Below are 24,158 nucleotides of genomic sequence, written 5' to 3' on the forward strand. Positions count from 1 at the left end.
GGCGATATTTTCTCGCTCGTTATATGCTGGTTTTCATCTGGTTCATCGGTCGGAGGGCGGTTCGGCTCGGCTCCGCCCCGGGCTTCCGCTACAATGCGCCGGGGGTGTTGGGCTACTCGGGCAACCATGGGTACCAATGGTCGTCGGCTGTCAGCGACATCAAGGGGACATTGTTCGGTTTCAGCATGGAGCGTCTCGAAACCAATGGTCCGAGCAGTCGCGGTAACGCTCTTCAGTTGCGTTGCCTCTCGGAATAAACGGGGTGCGTACCCGCGGTGGGCAAGGAGCTGGAGCTACCTTAACAACCGCCAGCCTCTACCCTACCCCAAGAACCGGTGCTTCTAGTATTATTATACTTTTGTGTAACCTTGGTGGGACGCCCGGGAGGAACGACAACTCTCGACGCGCAAGCGGCGTGTTGCGGGCCGCCCGCGGGGAGGCGTCCGGCTCGCGCGGCTCGTAGAGCCGCAAGAACTCAGCCCAACCCACCACTCAAAGTTCACCCCGCTCTTTCATGTGTGTCTTCGGCGCACCTTGTTTGCTGTTCGCCGCCAGCGATGGACTGCGCGGCTCAAAAAGCCGCAAGAGCAACGCCTTTTTCTGTCGGGTTCAGCCTGTCGCCCATCCCCCCGAGGCGCTACGCGCCTGGGCGACAAGGCCGGCGACCCAAAGGGTCGCAAGAGCAAAAACCTATTCACAGCCCCATTCTGTGGCATTCGTCCTCGGCGCGCCTCCCACGCGCCGCTAATGCGTCGCTGCGCCCGAGAACGGCGGTTCCCTTCAGAATCGCGCTATTCGCTCTCCGCCCCAAAGCTTTCTTCAATCCGCCCCAATTCTTTGGGATTCGGGCTGCGCGCTCCGGGGGTGGGCCGAACGGCCCAGCGCGCAGGCCCGGCGGTTCTACGAACCGCAAAAGCACGGACAACAGCTCGGCCCAACCCACAGCCCCATGCTCGGCCCAGCGCGGCGCGAAAACCGATTACGGTTTTCGCGCCCGAAGAACAAACACGACCTAAAGTTCGCCCAGTTCTCCGCTCCGTGTCCGCCTCACTGCGGCTCCGCTTTCGCTCCGCCACGCTTGCCGTCGCCCGCGGCAATTCTTGCCGGATTGGCCGAGTGCCAACCGGCAGAATATGCCCTCTTAGGCGGGCGGGCGACGGGATTTTCGCACGCTCCTTTAGGCGGGGCGCGCGTCTTTGGCTACGGGAGGAGACTGCCCTCGGGCCGGGCAGGCCCCACGTCCCGTGGACGGGCGATGCTTACGCATCGCTGCGGCAGCCTCAGCCCAAATCCTCGCCCCATTCTTTGTTCGCGCGCCTGCGCGATTCACTCTATTTCGGCTACCGCCAAAATAGTTGAATCGCTTCTTTAGGCGTGGCGCGCGATCTGGACACTGCCCCGGCTGGTACTGTTCTTTTTCTGAAGAAAAAGAACCAAAAAGACTTTCGACGGATGCTTGCGCATCCTCAAGCTGCCGGGAGCCCAAATCTCTGTCCGCGCACTTGGACAATAAACTGTCATTTCCTCTTACCCCCGTCCACAAGCTGCGACGAAAACGGATGGGCCAAATTTTTCCAACCCGTCAGCGTCGCTTGGACACGCCCCACTCGGATCGGAGTCTCCATATAGATCGGGATCCGGTTCGCGTCGTCCGAAATCCAAATCAAAAACTCGCTCCCATCCTTGAACGATTGCGCATCGCCCGTCGCCAGCTGGCACGAAAACTTCAAACACCGCACCCGCCCCGTCGCCGGAGCATTGATAATCTCCCGTCCCTGATACACGTACCGAATCCTGCGGATCGTGTCGATCATCACTAAGTTCAGGAATCCCGCCTCCCCCTTCCGCATCGTACCGATCGACGGCAGGTTTCGCAGATTGAAAAAATGAGCGACCGGATCGAAGTCCGACTCCCCGATCGACATCGTCCGTCCTCGCTCATAGCCCTTTTTCTGGTTTTTTCCATACGTCCTCACCTCGCCCTTCGTCCAATCGAACCACTGCCGGCTGCGATACCGATAATTCCCCTCCTGAATATCCGACGTGGCATACAACGGTCGCAGCGTCGCCGTATCGAGCCACGTTTCATAGACATCGTTCACCCGGAAAAAGACCGAGAAAAACGGTTTGGTCACCCCCTGCGCCCAAATCCGATAAGCCGGACCACCCTCCATACGCCCCTCGGAAAGCCGGAAAGTCACCGTCGCCACGTCGGTCGTCAGCATCGTCGAAGCATAACCCGCCGTGTAGGTCAGCTCTTCGCCCGCCCGGAAAGCCAACGGCCGCGCCGACGACTGCCCCCGGACTCGTCCCCCGCCCACTGCGCACAGCACCGCGACAAGCGACATAAAAATCGGAAATCGTTTCATAACAGAGACAAATATAATCGTTTTTCAGGCAGTGCAACCCCCGTGCCGTACTTTTTCCTCGGCCTCGCAACCGGCTCCCGGCGCGCGACCGAAAAAAGAGTATATTTGTGTACGGAAAGACCATGGACAGCATCCTAGACAGACCGATCCAGTACCTGCCCGGAATCGGGCAGAAACGCGCCGAACTGCTCGCCGCCGAAATCGGCGTCGAAACGTTCGGCGACCTGCTGATGCACATCCCGTTCCGATATGTGGATCGGTCGAAAATCTACAAAATCAACGAAATCCGGGAGGAGCTCTCCACACAATACATTCAGGTGAGGGCTCGGGTACGCGACAAAGGGATCATCGGGACGGGCCACAAGGCGCGGCTGGCGCTGGTGGTGACCGACGATACGGGCGAGATGGACGTCGTCTGGTTCCGCGGCGCGCGATTCGTGATGAAGAAGCTCGAAGTGGGCCGTGAATACATCTTTTTCGGACGCCCCACGATGTTCAACGGCTGGCCGAACATGGCCCATCCGGAGTTCGAACCGCCGATCGTGATCGAAGGACAGGAGCCGGTCGGCATGCAGGGCATCTACAGCACCACCGAGCGGCTCACCTCGATCGGGCTGGGGACGAAAGCCATTTTCAATGCCGTGAAAACGCTCTGGGGGGCGGTCAAGAATTACATTCCGGAGACGCTGCCGGAATATCTGTTGCGACAGGAGCGGTTGGTGGGACGGGCCCAGGCGCTGCACGACATTCACTTCCCGTCGTCGGCCGAAGCGTTGCAGGCGGCGATGCGACGGCTCAAGTTCGAGGAGCTGTTCGTCATCCAGCTCCAGCTGTTGGGCCAGCGGCAGGTGCGGATGGAGAAGGTGCAGGGATTCAAGATGCCGAAAATCGGGGGCTATTTCAATATGTTTTACCGCGAACAGCTGCCTTTCGAACTGACGGGCGCCCAGCAACGGGTCGTCCGGGAGATTCGGGGCGACATGGTGAGCGGCCACCAGATGAACCGCCTGATGCAGGGCGACGTGGGGAGCGGCAAGACGATCGTCGCGCTGCTGTGCATCCTGATCGCGGCGGACAACGGATTCCAGAGCGCGCTGATGGCGCCGACGGAGATATTGGCCAACCAGCACTACCGGTCGGTGATGTCGCTGGTGGAACGGACGGGGCTGCGGGTCGAATTGCTGACGGGGAGCACGGGGCGGAGAAAACGGGCGGAGATTGCGGAGGGGCTGATGTCGGGCGAGATCGACCTGCTGATCGGCACCCACGCGCTGATCGAGGAGGGGGTTCAGTTTGCGCGGCTGGGATTCGCGGTGATCGACGAACAGCACCGGTTCGGGGTGATGCAGCGGGCCAAGTTGCGCATGAAAAGTCAGGATTTGCCGCCGCACGTGCTGGTGATGACGGCGACACCGATTCCGCGGACGCTGGCGATGACGCTCTACGGCGATCTGGACGTCTCGGTGATCGACGAGCTGCCGCCGGGGCGGAAACCGATACATACTTCTCATGCGCGGGAGTCGCACCGGTTGAGGCTGTTCGGCTTCCTGCGCGAGCAGATCGCCCGAGGACGGCAGGTCTATATCGTCTACCCGCTGATTCAGGAGTCGGAGACGCTGGATGTGGCGAATCTGGAGGCGGGGGCGGAGGTGATCGCGCGGGAGTTCCCGCCGCCGAAGTACACGAGCGTGGTGGTGCATGGCAAGATGCCGGCGCGGCTCAAGGATTACGGGATGGAGCAGTTCAAGCAGGGAAAGGCGCAGATTCTGATCTCGACGACGGTGATCGAGGTGGGGGTGGATGTGCCGAACGCGACGGTCATGGTGATCGAGAGTGCGGAGCGGTTCGGACTGTCGCAGCTCCACCAGCTGCGGGGCCGGGTGGGCCGGGGCGGCGAGCAGTCGTACTGTATCCTGATGACGGGGGACAAGCTCTCGACGGAGGCGCGGCACCGGATGGAGGCGATGGTCTCGACGACGGACGGTTTCCGGCTGTCGGAGCTGGACTTGCAGCTCCGGGGGGCGGGCGACATTGACGGCACGGCGCAGAGCGGGCAGGGGATCGAGATCAAGGTTTCGAACCTGGCCAAGGACGGCGACATTCTGGAATATGCCCGAGGGGTGGCGGAAAGGGTGCTGGCGACGGATCCGAATTTGCAGGATCCGGCGAACGTACTTTTGGCGGCTGCGATCGCACGGCTGAACCGAAAGAAGAAAATCGAGGTGGACTTGAGCCAGATCAGCTGACGCACAAAGCGGTGACAACCATAGCGAAACAACACTTTTGCACGTTTCGCGGACAAAGAGCGGGGGTAGAGACGGCCATTAAAACACCCGAAGGGTGCGCCCGTCCGTCGTAAGGGCAGTACCCTCCCGTAGGACAGACGCGCGCCACGCCTAAAGAAGCGATTCAACTATTTCGGCTTACTGCCGAAATAGAATGAATCGCGCAAGGCGCGCGAAAAAGCGGCGGAGCGGTAGCGGAGCCGCAGTGAGGCCGATACGGGGCGGAGAATTGGGGCTGTGCTCTTGCGACCCTTTAGGGTCGCGCGGGCCGAAGCCTCCGACCGCGGAGGCCCGCAACTCACGTTGCTGTGGGCACCGCAGGCTTCGGCCGCCAACGTCAAACACAAGTAGGGTAAAAGCAGCCAAGAAGACGCCTTATGGGCACCGCCCCGGGCTACCGCGACTTCGGGCGGGCAAACTATGAAGGTGTCGCAAGAAATATCGGTCACCACGGGTACAGTTGGGCATCCTCTACCAGTGAAACTAACGGTGTATTTTTGGATTTTACCATGCAAACCCTTACCCCCAATTTCGCAAACGGCCGCGCCCACGGTCTTCAGTTGCGCTGCCTCTCGGAATAAACGCTGCCACCGCACAAATTTACCTCCTCAACCCGACGTTTTATCCCCGGAAAAAGTTATATTTGTCAAAGAGTTATCCAACCCCTAACATCCTCTCGCCATGTCATCTCAGCCACACACCTTGCCGCTCGTCGCACAGGACGACTGGCTCAGACCCGCAGCTCCGGAAATCGAAGCCCGATACGACCGATTCGCCCGCCGCGCCGACGAAATTCGACACTGGAGCGGATCGCTCGCCGATTACGCCAACGCCCACCTCTACTTCGGCATCCACTACGACCCGGAACGACACGGATGGTGGTTTCGCGAATGGCTGCCCGGAGCGCGGGAAGTCTTTCTGTTCGGAGACTTCAACGACTGGGAACGGACGCAGTATCCGGCTGAACGGGTGCCCGATTCGAACGGCGTGTGGGAACTCTTCCTGCCGGACGAGGCGACCGGCGGAAGGCTGAAGCATGGTAGTCTGGTGAAAATGTACGTCCATGGCGGAGACGGCTCGTGGATGGATCGAATTCCGGCATACATCCGGCGCGTGGTGCAGAACGAACAGTCGAAAGACTATTGCGGACAGGTGTGGGAGCCGCAGAGGCCTTTCGCTTGGGACGAAGACCGGTACGACCTCACCGCACGGGCGGCGGCGGAGGGGGGACTATTGATCTACGAAGCGCATGTGGGGATGGCGCAAGAGCGGGAAGGGGTGGGAACCTACAAAGAGTTCACCGAACTCATCTTACCTCGGATCAAGGAACTGGGATACAACGCGATACAGCTGATGGCCATTGCCGAACACCCGTACTACGGAAGTTTCGGATACCACGTCAGCAACTTCTTTGCGCCGAGCTCGCGGTTCGGCACGCCGGAAGATTTGAAACAGCTGGTAAAACGGGCTCACGAACTGGGATTGGGGGTGATTATGGACCTCGTCCACTCGCACTATGTCAAAAACCTCAACGAAGGGATCAACCGGCTGGACGGAACAGACGGCCTCTACTCGCTGCCGGGCGAGGCGGGGGAACATCCGCAGTGGGACTCCATGCTCTTCGACTACGGGAAGTACGAAGTGCAACACTTTCTGCTCTCAAACGTCAAATACTGGCTCGACGAGTTCCATTTCGACGGCTTTCGGTTCGACGGCGTGACCTCGATGCTGTATCACCACCACGGGGTGAATGCGCCGGATTGGGGGCTGGAGGCCTATTTCGGCGGAGGAGCCAATCGGGATGCGATCCTCTACCTGACGCTGGCCAATGAGCTGATACACGAATTGCGACCGGGAGCGGTGACGATCGCAGAGGATGTGAGCGGGATGCCGGGGGTGACTTTCCCGGTACGAGACGGAGGGATGGGGTTCGACTACCGGTTGGGGATGGCGATTCCGGACTTCTGGATCGAATACCTGAAGGATGTGCCGGACGAGGAGTGGGACTTGCACCGGATGTGGAGCGTGCTCTGCAACCGGCTGCCGGGGGTGCGGACGGTGGCTTACTGCGAATCGCACGACCAGGCGCTGGTAGGGGATAAGACGATCGCGTTCCGCTTGATGGACAAGGAGATGTATTTCGCCATGAACCGCGAGTCGCAGAATCTCATTATCGACCGGGGCATCGCGCTGCACAAGATGATCCGGCTCGTTACCTCGACGCTGGGAGGCGAGGCTTACCTGACCTTCATGGGGAACGAATTCGGACATCCGGAGTGGATCGACTTTCCGCGGGAGGGGAACGGGTGGAGCTATGCGCATGCGCGGCGGCAGTGGTCGCTGGCCGAGGCGGACTACCTGCGCTACATCGACCTCGCACGGTTCGAGGGGGCGATGGTGGCGCTGCTGCGGAAATACCGGATACTCAGCGCGGGATACGGCTATCAGCTGAAGGTGGACGAGGCGAATAAGACGTTGATTTACGAACAGGCGGGGCTGCTGTTCGTCTTCAACTGGCATCCGACGGCGAGCATTCCGGACTACGAGCTGCCGGCGCCGCAGGCGGGGAAATGGCGGGTGGTGCTGAGCAGCGACGAGGCGGTTTTCGGCGGTCAGGGACGGGTGCGCTCCGGTTCGGAAAGCGCGGAATACTTCACCGATTCACGGATGGACGGGGACGGGGTGACACGCCATTACATGCGGATCTACAACGTCAGCCGGACGGCACTGGTCTTCGCCCGGGAAGACGATAACGGATTTCAAACCAGTCTAAGTTCCAAATCTTTCTCTTTATGAATACAAGAATCACCGGCACGATCGGCATCGCCGCCGTACTCCTCCTTTTCGGGAGTTGTAAAAACAACAAAGAAACAGGCGAAAGCTACCTGACGATTACTCCGACCGAAACGCTCCCGATGGAGGCGAGCGAGGGAACGGGCACGCTGACCATTGAAACGAATCTGCCGACCTGGGACTTCGCCATTGAAGAAGGAAAAGCCTGGTGTACTGCAGCCAAAGGGGCAAATAACACCCTTACGGTCAAGGCGGACTATAACCGCAGCGAAACGGAACGGTCGGCTGTCATTACCGTAACCGGCACTCCGAACGGTCGGGAACCGATTACACGTACGGTGACGGTCGTACAGGCTGCAACGGTCAATCAGGGCGCGGTATTGCTCGAACGGACTCCGTACTACGAAAAATATCCGGACGAACTGATCTCCAAAGCTACCGGCGACAAAACGACCGTGACGAGCAGCGTGATTCCTCTCTATTTTTATGGATGGGGCATCAATAACGACCACCGGTTCACACTCGACTTCCCGGCTGCGGGCGGGCCGACCTATCGACGGGCCATCCTCTCGTACCGGATGGGCGGAATGAATGCCGGACCGCACGAATATGATTATACGACCATGCTTTTCGTCAAGGACAAACGCAACGGAGAGTGGTTCGAATTGGTACGCGCCATCACGCCGTACGGAGGAAGTTTTGATGCCGGATGGGAAAAATATTTCTATTTCGATGTCACCGACTATTTGCCGATGTTGACGGGAACAACCGAATTCCGAATCTACTTCGACGGCGACTGGGGCGGGCCCTCATCGACCGGGCGACGGCACACGGCAACCCTTACATTCGACTTGTACGAAGGCGAGCCGGAACGGAATCCGGTATGGGCAGCCAAGGTGTACGACAGCCATGTGAACGACAATACGGGATACCGGCGTTGGGGTTACGGCTTCTCGGGCGATGACGATATCGAGAACGATGCCCATATGGGGCTGCGTAATTTTACCGTACCGGAGGGGGTAAAAACAATCGAAATGAAAGTCACCATCACGGGATACGGACATGATCAGGGAAGATTCCCGGATCGAACCGGTTACCAGGTGCGCAATGCGGCCGAGTTCGACTCCAACACCTACACCGTAACGGTGAATGGGAAAAAGGCGGCTTACCCGGGTACGATTTTCGTGAAATGCGGCAAAAACTATGCACAGGCGGGGACTTGCTATTATGACCGGGCCAATTTCTGTCCGGGAAATCCGGCCATCACTCATTACTGGCAATTGCTGGAGGTGCCGCAGGAGGGCGGCGGAGGGATGACGCTGAACCTCGACCTCGAACGATTCATCTCCTCGTTCAGCGGGCCGAAAGCGAATGATGGAGTGGCATCGTATTTTGTCGAAGTGGATCTGTTCGGATTCGATCGGTAACGGGACTCCTCTGCGGAGACCTTCTGAGAAGTAACGAGCCCGGGTATCGTACGATACCCGGGCTCGATGCGTAACGGCTCAGTACCGAAGCACGCGCCAGGCGGCCGGATAGAGATTGTTGTAGCGTCGTCCGATCCGCTTGGCCCAGCCGAGCGCAACGCCGCGGCATACGACCAGATTCAGCCCTTCGGCGAACCGTTCGACGGGCAATGCGGCCGTATCCGTCCCTTTGCGCAAGTACTCCCGGGCGGCATCGTCGTCCAGCTCGGCCACAGCCGTCGCCTGCCGGTTCAGACCGGCATACAAGGCCAGCGCATGGGCCGGTTTCAAGCTCCCGCGAATCAGCTCGCCCAGCTCCACGCCGGAATAAAGCAGGCCGAACCGCGCAGCACGCAACGTTTCGACCATCCGGTACATCTCCGGCGAAAAGCCGTAGACCGTCCCCTCGCCGACCCGACCGAAAAGCCACTCATCGTCGCCGATCCACCGCCGCGCCTCGCTCAGTTCCGACTTGACCAGCGACGCCAACTCCGTATTCTTTTTCGTTTTCCCGAGAGTACGCCCTTTCGCATCGAAATCCCCCGTTTTCCGAATCGCAGCCGCGAAAAAGCCCTCGCTCCGCACCCGATGGGGATAAAAGTGCCACCCGGCACCCGTCGTCACGATCTCCTCCGGCACCCCGTCGAAATCGAGCACTTCGCCGCCCAACTCCTCCGCCACCCACCGGACATTCTCCTCGTTTTCAGCTGCATTGAAGGTACAGGTGCTGTAGATCAGCACCCCTCCCGGCCGCAACGCGGCCCAAACGTCGCTCACGATCCGCCGCTGCCGCGCGGCGCACAGCTGCACGTTCTCGGGTGACCACGCCTCGCGTGAGGCGGGATCCTTGCGGAACATCCCTTCGCCGGAACAGGGGACGTCGGCGACAATCACGTCGAAATCTCCTGCCAGCCTCGCGCCGAAATCCGCCGGGTCGTTCGAAGTGACGGCCACATTCCCCGACCCCCATTTCTGCACGTTCTCGGCCAATATCCGAGCCCGCGACCGAATCGTCTCATTGGCCACGACAACTCCCTCCGAACCGACCACCGAAGCGATATGGGTGACCTTCCCGCCCGGAGCGGCACACAAATCCAATACTTTAGGAGTCACGATTCCCGTCGTCCGGAGAATCCGCCGCAAGAGCCATCCGACAAACATCGACCCGGCCTCCTGCACATAATAAGCTCCGCCGTGGAACACCGGATCGGCCGTAAAAACAGGCCGGTCGGTCAGGTAACAAGCCTCGCCCGGCAAGGCCCACGCCACCGGCTCGCCCACACCCGAAGGATCCGCCGGAAAATCCGCCAGGCGTTTGAACGGATTGAATCGTATGCTGACAGGAGGGGTCTCTTCCAATGCCTCGGCGAGTCCCGGCACTTCCGCCTCGACCCGGGCCGCGAAGGCTGCGGGCAAGCGTATCTTAGATGCTTCAGCAGCTTCCATCGATCTGTTTGGCAATGCGTTCGAGAATCGCTTCGCGGGCCGAAGGGTCGGTGACGAAATCCTCGCGGTCGACGTCGACGATCAATTTCGGCCCGTCGTAGGTGACGATCCACTCTTCGTACAACCGGTTGAGCCCTTCGAGGTATGCGGCGTCGATCGAGGCTTCGTAGACGCGTCCGCGCCGCTGAATCTGGCTGACGAGCGTGGGCACGGAGGCGCGCAGGTAAACAAGCAGCCGGGGCCGCAACAGGTTGGCCTCGGTAAAGCGATAGAGCTGCATGTAGGTGGTGTAGTCGCGCGACGAAAGGACGCCGACACGATGGAGGTTGGTGGCAAAGACCTGCGCGTCTTCGTAGATCGTGCGGTCTACGACCACGGATTGCACGCCTGTGCCTTCGGCCCGGCATTCGATTTCGCGGGAGGCGATGGCGTCGATCTGCCGCTGCCGTTTCCCGAGAAAATAGACTTGCAGGTTGAAGGCCCACCGTTTCATATCGTCGTAAAAATCGCCGATATACGGATTCTCGGTCTCTTCGTATTGGGCTTCCCAGCCGAGCCGGGCGCTCAACAGCTCGGTCAGGTAGGTCTTCCCGCTCCCGATATTTCCGGCAATTGCTATATACATCTCTTTTTTATTCTGAATGGTTATCTTTTTCCGGTCATCGGTCTCCGGGGAGCTCCCGCCCCGGGCTACCGCCGTCGAGACATGGGGACACCGGCCAGTGTCTCCGGCAACGGCTACAGTTGGGCATCGACCGTCAGCGACACCGACGGCATGCATTTAAGTTTCAGCATGGCCTGGCTCGATCCCTGTACCGCGAACAGCCGCGGCTACAGTTTTCAGTTGCGTTGCCTCTCGGAATAAACGGTGCCGCTCGGCACGCGAATACTGGCCGCCTCGGCCCAAATCACCGCCAGCCTCTACCCTACTTTTGTTTGACCTTGGCGGGTAGGACGCCCGGGAGGAACAGCAACTCTTGGCGCGGAGCGGCGTGTTGCGGGCCTCCCGAGGGGAGGCGTCCGGCCTGCGCGGCTCTGCGAGCCGCAGAGGCTCGGCCCAGTTCTCCACCCCAATTCCGTCGAGTTTGGGCCGCGCGCTCCGGAGGTGGGCCGAAGGCCCAGCGCGCAGGCCCGGCGACCCTTGAGGTCGCAAGAGCACAGCCCATTCACCGTTCTGCGAAATTCGTCCTCGGCGCGCCCCTCCACGCGCCGCTAAAGCGTCGCCCTCGCCGAGGACGGCGACCTAAAGGTCGCACAAGCACAGCCCAAAGCACGCCCCAGTTCTCCGCCCCGTGTCCGCCTCACTGCGGCTCCGCTGTCACTCCGCCACGCTTGCCGTCGCCCGCGGCAATTCTTGCCGGATTGGCCGAGTGCCAACCGGCAGAATATGCCCTCTTAGGCGGGCGGGCGACGGATTTTTCGCGCGCCTTGGGGAAATCTTGTCAAAACGCACAAGTGCATTTTGACGATTTCCCTCTTTAGGCGGGGCGCGCGTCTTTGGCTACAGGAGGGTACTGCCCTTACGCCGGGCGGGCGGTGCCTCCCGGCACTCGGAGTGGGCAGCCACGGCCCAACTCCCTGCTCCGCGCGCTGGCGGAAATCTTATTCAAACACAAATCATGCGTTTGAATGATTTCCTTCTCCAGCAGTCGCGCGCGGTTAGGCTAAGAAGGAATAGTAACGGCCTGCCCGCCATGCCGCGAACGCGTCGGCCGGGCAGGCCCCGCGTGTCCGCGGTGGGCAAGGGGCTGTGTTGACCCAAATTTTCGCCCCATTCTTTCCTACACACGCACTCTATTCCTCCACCGCTCGCGACACGAAAATCTCCGGAATCGTCGTCCCCATCGAGGCCGCAGGCGGAGCGATCCCCAAAATATCCGCCAGGGTCGGAGCCACGTCGGTCAGGTTTACCTGACGCTCCACATCCACATTCCCGACGCTGCTCCCGTACCAGATCAACGGCACGTGCGTGTCGTAGTTGTACGGCGAACCGGAATCCGACAACCGACCCTCGGTGTATTCGATCCAGCCCGGCATCAGGTTGATCGTCACATCCCCCGAGTTGCGCGGGAAAAAGCTGTTCTGCATCCGCTCCAGCACACCGCCCGTAAAATGGCCGTTCTGCAACGCGGTGGCCGTCACCGCCTGAGAGACGCCGCTGAACTGGATCGCGAAGTTAGCCACCCGGTTCTGCAAGTCCTCCAGATTGTGCCCTTTCTGATAAATCAGCCCGCGGTTCAGATAGATCTGCCGATTCTCGAACTTCAGCAGCCAGTCGCCCGGCCCGAGCTGGGCCACCAGGAATCCCGATATGATCGCCGCGAACTGGCCGTTGTCGAACAGCCCGGCCGGCACGCGACTGTCGGCCCGAATCGGATCCGAGGCGCCGTGGTCCGAAGTCAGCACCACCAACAGCCGGTCGCGCCCCACCTGCGTGTCCAGAAACTCCAGCAACGAAGCCAAATCGGCATCCAGCCGGTAGTAGCTGTCCTCCAGCTCGATCGACCCCGTCCCGTACTTCTCGCCGATGTACCGCGAGGCGTCGAAAACGAGGTTCAACACGTCCGGTGCGTCGTCGTTCCCCAACCCCTCGTAGATGATCGACTGCACGGCAAAGTCCCGAACCAGCGTATTGGCCGCCGGAGAGGAGCGCAACCGGTCGTAGTCGTATTTCTTGCGGGTCAGGAAGTCGAAACTGAGTTTCCAGCTCGTGTCGATCGAAATGTCGGTATAGACATCGTTGTGATAGGCTTTCAACGGACGGGAGATCTCCCATTTCTGGGCCGAATAGCCCACCACGGCCCCCTCTTCGTTGAACTTTTCGACCCACCGGGGCAGGGCCGAGACGTAATAGTCGCTCGTCACCCACTTGCCGTTCTTGCCGTTCAGCCAGTAGACCGCATCGGCCGAGTGGCCGCCCGCCACCACGGCCGAAACCGGGTCGAACGCAATACTCACCACTTTGGAGTCCCGATAGACGGTCTTGAGCTGGTCGCCCACCGTGCCGGCAATCAGTCCCCGGGGCGAAAACTGACCGTCGTACTCGTCGCTCCCCACGGTAAAAGCCTTCTTGTCCGCCGCCAGGTCGATCGCCTCGCCGGTCGTGTAGTTGAACCACCGCTCGCCCACCACGCCGTGCATCGACGGGTTGGCCCCCGTGGTCAGCGTGGCGAGCCCCGAACCGGTGCGGGTCAGGGCATAGTCGTAAGAGGCTCGTTTGCAGAGCGATCCCTCGCGCACCAACGCATGGAAGCCCCGCTCGCCGAAGTTGTCGGCGAAGCGGAGCAGGTAGTCGTAGCGCATCTGGCTGACGACGATCTGGACAACGAGTTTCGGCGGCTGGCGACTGATGGCCGAGTGGCCGTGCGCAACGGAAACGGACGACAGCACGCTGCCGACCCCTATGAGGAGAGTGAGAAACTTTTTCATTCTGAATGAATTGAACGACAAATTTACGCAAAAAATTGCAGCTCTTCCGAAAAATCGGCCGTCGGGTAACGCACTTGCGCCGCCTCGGCCCGACGACGCATCGACTGCCGGAAGACGGCGTATTCCGCCCCCTCGGGATGCAACGGGCGGTGGTTCATCGCGCTCCGGAGTTCGCCGGCCGCCGACACCAGCTCCGCCGCTTCGGCCGAGAGGAGCGATTCGGAAAACCGGGTACGAATATATTCGATGGCGAGGGACGAGGGATGGCACATATCGTCGGCATAAAACCGGTAGTCGCGCAGTTCGCCGACGACGATCTCGTAAGCGGGAAAATAGTGCACGCGCCCGGCGAACCGTTCGGCGAGCCGGTGGGCGGCGAGAATCAGGGTCGATTTGCTCAGCTGATTTTCGACGAGTCCGTCTCCGCGATGGATCACGGGGCTGACGGTCAGAATCGTCTGTTTGTCGGGCCAGCGTTCCAGCCGGTGGGCCAGCGGTTCGACGATCTCGTCCACCGTCAGCCGCCGCCGGACGAAGCTCCGCGCGGGCAGTTTGTGGCAGTTGGCGACGACCTGCCCCTCGCGCTCGTAGACCCACGCGGTTCCGAAGGTGAGCATCAGGTAGCGGGCCTCTCGCAAGGCCCGGACGCCTTCCGCACGCGCTGCTTCGATGCGGCGCACTACCTCCGCCGCATCGGGCCCCGAGAAGTCGCCGTGGTGCGTAAAGCTATGCCACAGGCCGTTGTGTTCGACCAGATCGGCTGCACGGAACGGCCGGTCGGAGACGAGCCGCTCCAAGGTCTGCACTATGCTGGCGGGATTATAGAAGGCGCCGAAGGGATTGACGCACAGGGGCAGTTTGCCCGCGGCGAGCCACTGCCCGATGTGGTCGACAAAACAGGAGCCGAGGGCCAGACCGCGGTCGGCGGGGCCGATCCGAAAGGGATATCGGGGCAGAAGAAGAGGGGTACGAAAAGAGGTCGGGTGGGACACGGCGCTGGGGGGGACTGAAAATGAATTTCCCAAAGATAGCCCTTTTTCGGTTCCCGTCTTCCGAAACGTTTTCCGGAAATTCACCGACCGAAAATTTGGAAATCCGGAAAGATTCCCTACATTTGCCTCTGTCTATCCGGACAACGAATATGATTCTGAACGCACATATCCACCACGGACACCACTGCCATCATTGCTTTGCCGATGAGGGGAAGTCGCTTTTTGCCGGAATCGATATGTAACTCACATATTTCATAGAACGCAAAACCGAAGCCTGCTTCTCCGACACGGAAAGGCAGGCTTCTCTTTTTTTCACACAAAACACAACTGATCATGATACGTATCGCTCTCCAATCCAAGGGGCGGCTCAACGAAGAGAGCCTCGAACTGCTCGCCGAGGTCGGCATCGACATCGAACGGGGCAAACGCCGACTGCTGGCTCGCGCGGAGCTGTTTCCGATCGAGGCGCTCTACCTGCGGGACGACGACATTCCGCATGCGGTCGAACGGGGGGTGGCCGACCTCGGCATCGTGGGACTCAACGAGTACGAGGAGCGGCGGTGCGGGGCGACGGTGGTGCACAAACTCGGCTTCGGCAGGTGTCGCCTCTCGCTGGCGATCCCGAAGGGGGAGGAGTACGAGGGGATCGGGTATTTCAACGGGAAACGGATCGCGACTTCTTATCCGGTCATCTTGCGCAAGTTTCTGGAGAAGAAAAACATCGAGGCGGAAATCGAGGAGATTGCGGGGTCGGTCGAAATCGCTCCGGCGGTGGGGATGGCAGAGGCGATTTTCGATATCGTCAGCAGCGGGGGAACGCTGATTTCGAACGGCCTGAAGGAGGTCGAAACGGCGATGCACTCGGAGGCGGTGCTGATCGCCACGCCGAGGCTGGAGCCGGAAAAGCAGGCGCTGCTGAACCAGCTCCTGTTCCGCATCGAGGCGGTGGAGCGTACGCGGGGCAAAAAATATATCCTGATGAATATCCCGACGGAGCGACTGGCGGAGGCGACGGGAATTCTGCCGGGAATCAAGAGCCCGACGATCCTGCCGCTGGCGGAAAGGGGGTGGAGTTCGCTGCATGCGGTGGTGGACGAACGGGTGCTCTGGGAAAAAATCGAACAGCTCAAGGCGATCGGGGCGGAGGATATCCTGGTCCTCACGCCCGAAAAAATGATTTTATAACGCTCGTTTCTGATTATTCGTACTTGCCCTGGAGGGTACTGTTCTTTTTGTGAACAAAAAGAACCAAAAAAACTTCAGAGCGCATCCCTGCGGGATGCTCTGGCCGTGTCTGCCCGATTGGTTGGGCTGAGATTTTCGGCGGGCGCGCTAATAATGGGCATAGAACCCCACGCGCGCCGCGCCTGAAAATCCCAGCCCAACGAAACAAGGCGGAGAGAACACGTGGTCGTCCCAACGGGACGACCTCTGCAAAAGTCTTTTGGGTACCTTTTCTTCAGAAAAGGTACGGTTCCAGCAGGGTAGACACAATACCAAACGAGAGGTAAAAAATAAGTTATTATGAAGACCTATATCCAGCCGCCGCGTACAGCATGGGAAGACCTCCTTACGCGACCCCTGCAACAAGAGAACGAGACGATCCGTAAACGGGTAGAAAATATCATCGAGCGCGTCCGGAAAGACAGAGACGCCGCCCTGCGCGAGCTCGCCGACCAGTTCGACGGCGTGAAAATCGACTCACCAGCCGTTACCGACGACGAGATTGCAAAAGCCGACGAACTATTGGACGACGCATTGAAAAACGCCATCCGACAGGCACGAGAGAATATCATCGCCTTTCACCGCGCGCAGCGGATGGAGCCGATACGCATCGAAACGATGCCGGGCGTCTGCTGCGAACAGCGGAGCGTGGCCATCCATAGTGTGGGGCTTTACGTGCCGGGCGGGAGCGCGCCGCTCTTTTCGACCGTGCTGATGCTGGCCGTTCCGGCACAGATTGCAGGTTGCAAGGAGATTGTGCTCTGCACGCCGCCGCGACGGGACGGGACGGTAGCGCAGGAAATTCTCTGGACGGCGCAACTCTGTGGGGTGACCCGCATTTTCAAAGTCGGCGGGGCGCAGGCGGTAGCGGCGATGGCGTTCGGGACGGAGAGCGTGCCGCGGGTCAACAAGATTTTCGGGCCGGGGAATCGCTATGTGACGACGGCCAAACAGTTGCTGGGGCTGAGTGCGGTGGCGATCGACATGCCGGCGGGGCCGTCGGAGGTGATGGTGCTGGCGGACGACAAGGCACGGGCGGATTTCGTGGCAGCGGACTTGCTTTCGCAGGCGGAACACGGGCCGGACAGTCAGGGGATACTGGTGACGACCTCTCCTGCTTTGGCGACGGCGGTGGAAACGGAGGTCTCACGGCAGCTGGCCCTGCTGGGCCGGGCCGAGATTGCGACGCAGGCGTTAGCGGAAAGCCGTATCTTCGTGGTGGCTTCGGTGGCGGAAATGGTCGAAATGGCGAACCTATATGCGGCTGAGCACCTGATCGTGGAAACGGCTGAGCCGGAGGCGATTGCGGCGCAGATCGAGAATGCAGGGAGCATTTTCCTGGGACACTACTCGCCGGAGAGCGTGGGGGACTATGCTTCGGGGACGAACCACACGCTGCCGACGAGCGGCTGGGCGGCGGCGTACAGCGGGGTGAATCTGGACAGCTTTTGCAAAAAGATCACGCTCCAACGGCTGACACCCGAAGGGCTTCGGAATATCGGCGGCACGGTGGAGCAAATGGCGACTGCCGAAGGACTGGATGCACACCGAAACGCGGTCGCTGTCAGACTCGATACCCTAAAATAACCGGTTCGTTTCTCCGTATTTGCCCGAGAGGGTACTGTTCTCTTTGTGAACAAAGAGAACCAGAAAAACTTTAGAGGATGCTGACGCATCCTCCAGCTGCCGGCGGCCCAGATCTCGGACTCTACTTTGGGTCGGGAGTTGTAGCGCGCTAATGCGAGCTAAACCTTATTGCGCGCTACAACCCCGACCCAAAAGCAATCACGAAGATTGAGGACTGCGGAGCCTAAGGAGTAGCGTAGCTAACTAAAAGTTTTTGGTGCCGCTTTTTACAAAAAGCGGCAGTTCCATGCGGGTAGACACAGACAAACGAACGAATTAATATTTAGAGACATATGGAGATCACATCGCTTTTCCGCGAGAATATCAAGCAGTTAGCCCCGTATTCGACCGCCCGCGACGAGTACGAAGGAGAGTTGGGGATCTACCTCGACGCCAACGAGAACCCCTTCGACAACGGCTTCAACCGCTATCCCGACCCGCACAACAAGCGCATCCGGGCCAAAATCGCAGCCATGCGGGGCATAGCCGCCGACCGGATTTTCGTGGGCGGGAACGGTAGCGACGAAGCGATCGACCTGATATTCAGAGTCTTTTGCGAGCCGCGGCAGGACGAAGCCATCTCCATTGCACCGAGCTACGGCATGTACCGCGTGGCCGCGGCGACCAACGACGTGAAGCTGGTCGAAGTGCCGCTCGCACAGGACTTTCGCCTCGACGCGGCGGACTTTCTGTCGAAAGTGACGCCGCAGATGAAGCTGGCGTTTCTCTGCTCGCCGAACAATCCGTCGGCCAACCTGCTCGACCCGGCGGAGGTCGAGAAAATCATTCGGGGATTCGGGGGGATCGTGGTGCTAGACGAGGCCTATATCGACTTTGCGGAGCACGAGGGGTTCCTGCCGCGGCTGGCGGAATTTCCGAACTTAGTGGTGCTGCAAACGCTTTCGAAAGCGTGGGGAATGGCAGGTATAAGGATCGGATTCGCGTTCGCCGACCCGGAGATCGTGGGGGCTATGGGGCGGATCAAGTATCCCTATTCGGTGAATGTGATTACCGAACGACTGGTTTTGAGCGAATTGGATCGCGAAGCAGTTCGCCGCGAGCAGATCGCGAAGCTGATCGACGAGCGGAAAAAACTGGTCGCGGCGTTGAAGAAAATGCCGCTGATCCGGCGGGTGTTCGCTTCGGATGCTAATTTCGTGCTGGTACGGGTCGACGAGCCGCGCAAGGTCTACAACCGGCTGATCGAACGGGGAATCATCGTGCGCGACCGCTCGAAAATTACCGGGTGCGAGGGATGTTTACGGCTGACGGTAGGGACGCCGGAGGAGAATGCGGCGCTGGTCGAGGCGTTACAGAACCTCGACCAGCCTTTCGCGGGGCCGGTTCCGGCCTCTTCGGGGGGACGTTGCGTGACGGTGACGCGGCGGAGTCGGGAGACGGACATTACGGCCACTTTGGACTTGGACAATACTTCGCCGTCGCAAATATCGACCGGACTGGGATTTTTCGACCACATGCTCGACCAGATCGTGCATCACGGGGCCTTCTCCCTGCAACTCTCGGCCAAGGGGGACTTGCAAGTGGATGAACATCATACGATCGAGGACGTGGCGTTGGTGTTGGGCGAGGCGTTTCGGCTGGCGTTGGGCGACAAACGGGGGATCGGGCGGTACGGGTTCGCGCTGCCGATGGACGAGAGCCGGGCATTGGTGCTGCTGGATTTCGGGGGGCGGATCGCAACGCGGTGGGACGTGAAGCTGAAGCGGGAACGCATCGGGGATGTGCCGACGGAGCTGTTCGAGCACTTTTTCGACAGTTTCGCGCAGGCGGCGCGCTGCAATCTGCACATCGTGGCGCGGGGGCGAAACGAGCACCACAAGGTGGAGGGGATTTTCAAGGCTTTCGCGCGGGCTTTACGGATGGCAGTGGAGCGCAAACCGCTGGATTTCAGCCTGTCGAGTTCGAAGGGGATGCTCTAAACCGAAAGTTATGGTAACGATAATAGATTACGGAACGGGCAACCTGCGGTCGGTCATCAACGCATTCGAGCGGTTGGGAACGGACTACCTGCTGACCTCCGACCCGGTCGCCATACAAAACGCAGAACGCGTGCTGTTGCCGGGAGTGGGCGAGGCGGCGACGGCGATGGCGCAGTTGCGGGACAAAGGGCTGACCGACCTCCTCCGTCATTTGAAATGTCCCGTGCTGGGGATTTGCCTGGGGATGCAGCTGCTGTGCGCCTACAGCGAGGAAGGAGAGACGGAGTGTCTGGGCGTCTTTCCGAACCGGGTACGGCGGTTTCCTGCCGATGCGGGAGTCAAAGTGCCGCACGTGGGATGGAATTCGATTCACGACCTCAAATCGCCGCTGTACAAGGATATTAAAGAGGGTGAATACGTCTATTACGTGCACTCCTATGCGGCGGAAATCAACGAATGCACGGCGGCGGCGACCGACTACGGCGGGTGGTTCAGCGGCTCTTTGTATAAGGACAATTTCTACGGCTGCCAGTTCCACCCGGAAAAAAGCGGCGCGGTAGGCGGGCGGATTTTAGCTAACTTTCTGACACTATGAAAATCGAGATTATACCGGCGATCGACATGATCGGCGGGCAGTGCGTGCGGCTGACGCAGGGGGACTATGCCCAACGGACGACTTACGGGGCTGACCCGGTGGAGATCGCCAAGAGTTACGAGGCGATCGGGATTCGGCGGCTCCATGTGGTGGATTTGGACGGGGCGAAGGCGGCGGCGCCGCAGAACCTGGACACGCTGCGGAAGATTGCCACGGCAACGAAACTCGACATCCAGTACGGCGGCGGAATCAAGAGCGGCGAGGCACTGGAAGCGGTGCTGGAGGCGGGAGCGCGCCGGGCGATCTGCGGCAGCGTGGCAATCACGGCGCCGGAGCGGTTCGAGGAGTGGCTGGCAACCTATGGGGCGGAGCATATCATCCTCGGGGCCGATACCCGGGCGGGAAAGGTGGCGATCAACGGGTGGCTGGAGTCGTCGGAGACGGATGTGCAGACGATCGTTCGACGGTTTGCGGCGCGGGGTTTGCGGCAGGTGATCTGCACGGACATTTCGCGCGACGGGATGCTCACGGGGCCCAATTTCGAACTCTACGCTACCTTGCAAGAGGAATTCCCGAACATCGACATGACGGTCAGCGGAGGGATTTCATCGATGGACGACCTGGTGCGGCTGGACGGAATGGGGCTGCGGAGCGTCATCGTGGGCAAGGCGATTTACGAGGGGCGAATCACGCTTAAAGAGTTGGAAAAATGCTTGCAAAACGGATAATTCCCTGCTTAGACATCAAAGACGGACGGACGGTCAAGGGGGTCAATTTTGTGGGATTGCAAAATGTGGGCGATCCGGTGGAGCTGGGCCGCAAGTATGCGGACGAGGGGGCGGACGAGCTGGTCTATCTGGACATCAGCGCGACGGTCGAAGGACGGAAGACGTTCGGGGAGCTGGTGGCACGGATTGCACGTGAGATCGATATTCCGTTCACGGTGGGGGGCGGGATTTCGACGGCGGCGGATGCGGGGGCGCTCTTACTGGCGGGGGCGGACAAGGTGACGGTGAACAGCGCGGCGGTGCGCCGACCGGAGCTGATCGACGAGATCGCGGGGCGGTACGGGCGGCAGTTTATCGTGGTGGCGATCGACGCGCGGATGGATGAGACGGGACGTTGGGTGGTGAAGACGCACGGAGGACGACAACCCTCTGAGCGCGAACTATTTTCGTGGGCGCGTGAGGCGCAGGAACGGGGGGCGGGGGAAATCCTGTTCACGTCGATGAACCACGACGGGACGAAGAGCGGTTATCCGTGCGAGACGTTCGCACGGCTGGCTTCGGAGCTGTCGATCCCGGTGATCGCTTCGGGCGGGGCGGGGACGGTGGATCACATCGCAGAGGTACTGACGGCGGGGCAGGCGGATGCGGCGCTGGCGGCATCGATTTTCCACTACGGAGAGATTCCGATTCCGGTGCTGAAGCGCGCTCTGAATGAGCGAAAAATTTCTGTAAGAATCTAAAAACAACACATTTATGACACCAGACATCGAAAAGTTGGATTTCGCGAAAAACGGCGACGGGCTGTTGCCGGCGATCGTTCAGGATGACAGGACGCTGCAAGTCCTGATGCTGGGCTACATGAACCGAGAGGCTTATGAAAAAAGCGTCACGGAGGGGCGCGTGACGTTTTACAGCCGGACGAAGAAACGGCTCTGGACAAAGGGCGAGACGAGCGGTAATTTTCTGAATATCTGTTCGGTGGCGATGGACTGCGATGCGGATACGCTGCTGATCCGGGTGATTCCTGCGGGGCCGGTGTGCCATACGGGCAATGCGAGCTGCTTCACGGAGTCGCCCACAGAGACGGAGGGTTTCATCCGCTATTTGCAATCGGTTATCCAGCAGCGGCACAGGGAGATGCCGGCGGCGTCCTACACGACGAAGCTGTTCGAGCGGGGGATCAACAAGATTGCACAGAAGGTGGGCGAGGAGGCGGTGGAGACGGTGATCGAGGCGGTGGCGCAGAATAAGCCGGACTTGATCTATGAGGCGTCGGACTTGGTCTACCACTTGCTGGTGCTGTTAGAGGCGAATGGTCTTTCGCTGGCGGACTTGGAAAAAGAACTGGCCAAGCGACATAAATAACCGTTCGTTTATTTGTATTTGCCCTGGAGGGTACTGTTCTTTTTGTGAACAAAAAGAACCAAAAAAACTTTAGAGCGCATCCCTGCGGGATGCTCTGGCCGTGTCTACCCGGTAGGTTGGGCTGAATTTTCCGGTGTGGCGCGCTTGGGTATTAGCCTGATTATTAGCGCGCCCACCGAGAAAATCTCAGCCCAACGAAACAAGGCGGAGAGAACACGTGGTCGGCCCAACGGGACGACCTCTGCAAAAGTTCTTTGCGTCGCTTTCTTTCAAGAAAGCGACAGTTCCATGCGGGTAGACACAGCAAACGAACGGTTATTTCATCAGATTGACGCCGTCCGTCCAGGAGATCTTCTCGTCCTTCTCCCACCACGATCCATGATCCGCCGTCGGGCGATCCAGATCGCAGAAATCATTCCCCCGCTTCATCTCCTCCTTCAGCACCGCACGATACCTCTCCGCCAGTTTGTGTACCCTCTTCGACGGCGTCCCAGCCAACAAGTTCGTCATCTCCCACGGATCATTCCTGAGATCGAACAGCTGCTCCGTAATCTTGCCCTTCACATTGTAAACGATATACTTGTGGCCATCCATCACCAGCGCCCGGTGGATACTCGAATAAGCCAGCCACACCCGGTCGCGCGGCGTCTCGCCCTTCGCCCCCTTTTTCAAAGCAGCAGCCAGCGACCGCCCCGTCACCGACCCCGCCGGCGGAATGCCCAGCAGTTCCGACAACGTCGGATTGATGTCATACAGGTAGCACAACCCCTCGTTCCGCTCCCCTTTCGGGATGCCCGGTGCCCAAACCACCAGCGGCACCTTGATGCTGTGATCGTACAGACTCTGCTTGCCCATCAGCCCGTGCTGCCCCATCGCCAGACCGTTGTCGCCCGCGAAGACCACGATCGTATGCTCCAGCTTACCGCTCGTTTCGAGCGCATCGATCACCCGACCGATCTGTGCATCCACCTCGCTGATCATCCCATAGTAATCCGCCAGCTCCTTCCGCACCGTAGCCTCGTCGCGCGGAGCAGGAACCACGACCTCGTCCCGCACCTGCAACTCTCCGTTGTCGAACGCATGCTGCGGGCGATAATTCACCGGCAGCCGGATCGTATCCGGATCATACAAAGTTCCATACCACGGATGCCGGTTGCGCGGGTCGTGCGGCGAAGTGAACGCCACATAGGCGAAAAACGGCGTCGTATCCCCCGCCGAACGGGTCAGAAAATCGACCGCCGCGTCGGCATACATCTCCGACGAGAATTTCGGCCCCACGAACGGTTTTTGATTTTTATAATCTCCCTTCGGATCGTAGTGCATCAGCAGCGGCGTCACATGGCCGCCGTCTTCGTACCGGTGCATCCCGCCGAAATAGATATTCTCAGCCTCGGAAAACGCCCGGTTGAACGACTCGAAATCCGAATGCCACTTGCCCGTCTCGAAGGTGCGGTAACCCTCCCTGCGCAACTGCTCCGGCAGCATCGTGTGACGCGGGGCGATCACCCAGCCGTCCTGCGCGATCTCGAACACCCCGCGGCCCGTCATGATCATCGCCCGGCTGGGCATCGACAGCGCCCCGCCAATCGCTCCGTTGGTATAGCAGTTGGTGAAAGCCGTCCCCTGGCTATAGATATAGTCGATGTTCGGCGTATGCACGTCCTCGCGACCGAGGGCGCGGATCGCATTGTTCTGGAAATCGTCGGTGAGGATGAACAGCACGTTCATGCGCTGCTGCGCCGAGGCTCCCGCGCCGACCAAAGCAAGAGCCGACAGGATGAGCAGAGTCTTTTTATCCATGAATCATTGGTATGAACAGGAGCAAATGTACGAAAACTTCTCCTGCATTTTCAACTGCCTCTCCCCACCCTCTCTCTTTAGCATTGGGATTTTTCATGTT

Annotated in this window: 18 protein-coding genes; 12 read left to right on the forward strand and 6 right to left on the reverse strand. The window is 59.9% G+C overall.

Annotated features, from left to right (window positions below; genetic code table 11):
* The first annotated feature begins 23 nt into the window (after positions 1-23).
* On the forward strand, positions 24-257 hold the full coding sequence (locus tag ACTO3O_RS02735) for a hypothetical protein (protein WP_297623890.1): 234 nt from the start codon (positions 24-26) through the stop codon (positions 255-257).
* Positions 258-1,517: 1,260 nt separating this feature from the next.
* On the opposite strand, the gene ACTO3O_RS02740 is transcribed toward ACTO3O_RS02735, so the two are convergent.
* Positions 1,518-2,348, reverse strand: coding sequence for a DUF3108 domain-containing protein (locus tag ACTO3O_RS02740; protein ID WP_298080633.1), 831 nt, complete (start codon positions 2,346-2,348; stop codon positions 1,518-1,520).
* A 128-nt stretch (positions 2,349-2,476) separates the two neighbouring features.
* On the opposite strand from ACTO3O_RS02740, the gene recG reads away from it, so the two are divergent.
* The 3 genes from recG (at position 2,477) to ACTO3O_RS02755 (ending at position 8,874) form a co-directional block, all read left to right on the forward strand.
* Complete coding sequence (gene recG / locus ACTO3O_RS02745; protein WP_363323618.1) at positions 2,477-4,615, forward strand: ATP-dependent DNA helicase RecG; 2,139 nt, start codon at positions 2,477-2,479, stop codon at positions 4,613-4,615.
* A gap of 720 nt (positions 4,616-5,335) precedes the next feature.
* Entirely contained in the window at positions 5,336-7,450 is a 2,115-nt protein-coding gene (locus ACTO3O_RS02750) for an alpha-amylase family glycosyl hydrolase (RefSeq protein WP_297830863.1), read from the forward strand.
* The gene (locus tag ACTO3O_RS02755; protein WP_297830861.1) at positions 7,447-8,874 is read left to right on the forward strand and encodes a BACON domain-containing protein; all 1,428 of its coding nucleotides are present in this window, start codon (positions 7,447-7,449) and stop codon (positions 8,872-8,874) included. Before ACTO3O_RS02750 ends, ACTO3O_RS02755 begins: the two co-directional genes overlap by 4 nt.
* A 78-nt stretch (positions 8,875-8,952) precedes the next feature.
* Here the strand turns inward: ACTO3O_RS02755 and ACTO3O_RS02760 are convergent, their stop codons facing one another.
* Together ACTO3O_RS02760 and ACTO3O_RS02765 are read right to left on the reverse strand one after the other, a co-directional pair.
* Positions 8,953-10,359 (reverse strand): methyltransferase RsmF C-terminal domain-like protein, encoded by a 1,407-nt coding sequence (locus ACTO3O_RS02760; protein WP_297830859.1) that lies wholly within the window; start codon positions 10,357-10,359, stop codon positions 8,953-8,955.
* Positions 10,346-10,984 carry a deoxynucleoside kinase gene (locus ACTO3O_RS02765; protein WP_297830857.1) on the reverse strand — a complete coding sequence of 213 codons (639 nt, stop codon included), beginning with the start codon at positions 10,982-10,984 and terminating at the stop codon, positions 10,346-10,348. The genes ACTO3O_RS02760 and ACTO3O_RS02765 overlap by 14 nt, the downstream gene beginning before the upstream one ends.
* A gap of 81 nt (positions 10,985-11,065) precedes the next feature.
* Between ACTO3O_RS02765 and ACTO3O_RS02770 the strand changes: the two genes are divergently transcribed.
* A complete protein-coding gene (locus ACTO3O_RS02770) occupies positions 11,066-11,224 on the forward strand; it encodes a hypothetical protein (protein ID WP_297830855.1) in 159 nt (52 codons plus the stop codon).
* A gap of 929 nt (positions 11,225-12,153) precedes the next feature.
* Here the strand turns inward: ACTO3O_RS02770 and ACTO3O_RS02775 are convergent.
* Both ACTO3O_RS02775 and ACTO3O_RS02780 read right to left on the reverse strand, forming a co-directional pair.
* Complete coding sequence (locus tag ACTO3O_RS02775; protein WP_297830853.1) at positions 12,154-13,788, reverse strand: alkaline phosphatase family protein; 1,635 nt, start codon at positions 13,786-13,788, stop codon at positions 12,154-12,156.
* Between the two features lie 23 nt (positions 13,789-13,811).
* The gene (locus ACTO3O_RS02780; protein WP_298080629.1) at positions 13,812-14,813 is read right to left on the reverse strand and encodes a GSCFA domain-containing protein; all 1,002 of its coding nucleotides are present in this window, start codon (positions 14,811-14,813) and stop codon (positions 13,812-13,814) included.
* Positions 14,814-15,113: 300 nt separating this feature from the next.
* Between ACTO3O_RS02780 and hisG the strand changes: the two genes are divergently transcribed.
* From hisG to hisIE, 7 genes are all read left to right on the forward strand, one after another.
* Positions 15,114-15,965: an ATP phosphoribosyltransferase gene (gene hisG, locus ACTO3O_RS02785; protein WP_297830849.1), complete on the forward strand. Its 852-nt coding sequence runs from the start codon at positions 15,114-15,116 to the stop codon at positions 15,963-15,965.
* 339 nt (positions 15,966-16,304) lie between these two features.
* On the forward strand, positions 16,305-17,591 hold the full coding sequence (gene hisD / locus ACTO3O_RS02790; protein WP_297830287.1) for a histidinol dehydrogenase: 1,287 nt from the start codon (positions 16,305-16,307) through the stop codon (positions 17,589-17,591).
* Between the two features lie 332 nt (positions 17,592-17,923).
* On the forward strand, positions 17,924-19,570 hold the full coding sequence (gene hisC, locus ACTO3O_RS02795) for a histidinol-phosphate transaminase (protein ID WP_297830286.1): 1,647 nt from the start codon (positions 17,924-17,926) through the stop codon (positions 19,568-19,570).
* A 10-nt stretch (positions 19,571-19,580) separates the two neighbouring features.
* Positions 19,581-20,165 carry an imidazole glycerol phosphate synthase subunit HisH gene (gene hisH, locus ACTO3O_RS02800; protein WP_297830285.1) on the forward strand — a complete coding sequence of 195 codons (585 nt, stop codon included), beginning with the start codon at positions 19,581-19,583 and terminating at the stop codon, positions 20,163-20,165.
* A complete protein-coding gene (gene hisA, locus ACTO3O_RS02805) occupies positions 20,162-20,893 on the forward strand; it encodes a 1-(5-phosphoribosyl)-5-[(5-phosphoribosylamino)methylideneamino]imidazole-4-carboxamide isomerase (RefSeq protein ID WP_297830284.1) in 732 nt (243 codons plus the stop codon). The genes hisH and hisA overlap by 4 nt, the downstream gene beginning before the upstream one ends.
* The gene (hisF, locus tag ACTO3O_RS02810; protein ID WP_298080624.1) at positions 20,875-21,633 is read left to right on the forward strand and encodes an imidazole glycerol phosphate synthase subunit HisF; all 759 of its coding nucleotides are present in this window, start codon (positions 20,875-20,877) and stop codon (positions 21,631-21,633) included. Before hisA ends, hisF begins: the two co-directional genes overlap by 19 nt.
* Before the next feature lie 13 nt (positions 21,634-21,646).
* Entirely contained in the window at positions 21,647-22,258 is a 612-nt protein-coding gene (gene hisIE, locus ACTO3O_RS02815; protein WP_297830281.1) for a bifunctional phosphoribosyl-AMP cyclohydrolase/phosphoribosyl-ATP diphosphatase HisIE, read from the forward strand.
* 315 nt (positions 22,259-22,573) lie between these two features.
* Here the strand turns inward: hisIE and ACTO3O_RS02820 are convergent, their stop codons facing one another.
* On the reverse strand, positions 22,574-24,058 hold the full coding sequence (locus ACTO3O_RS02820) for a sulfatase family protein (RefSeq protein ID WP_297830279.1): 1,485 nt from the start codon (positions 24,056-24,058) through the stop codon (positions 22,574-22,576).
* Between the last annotated feature and the right edge of the window lie 100 nt (positions 24,059-24,158).

It is taken from the genome of Rikenella sp. (genome assembly GCF_056799795.1).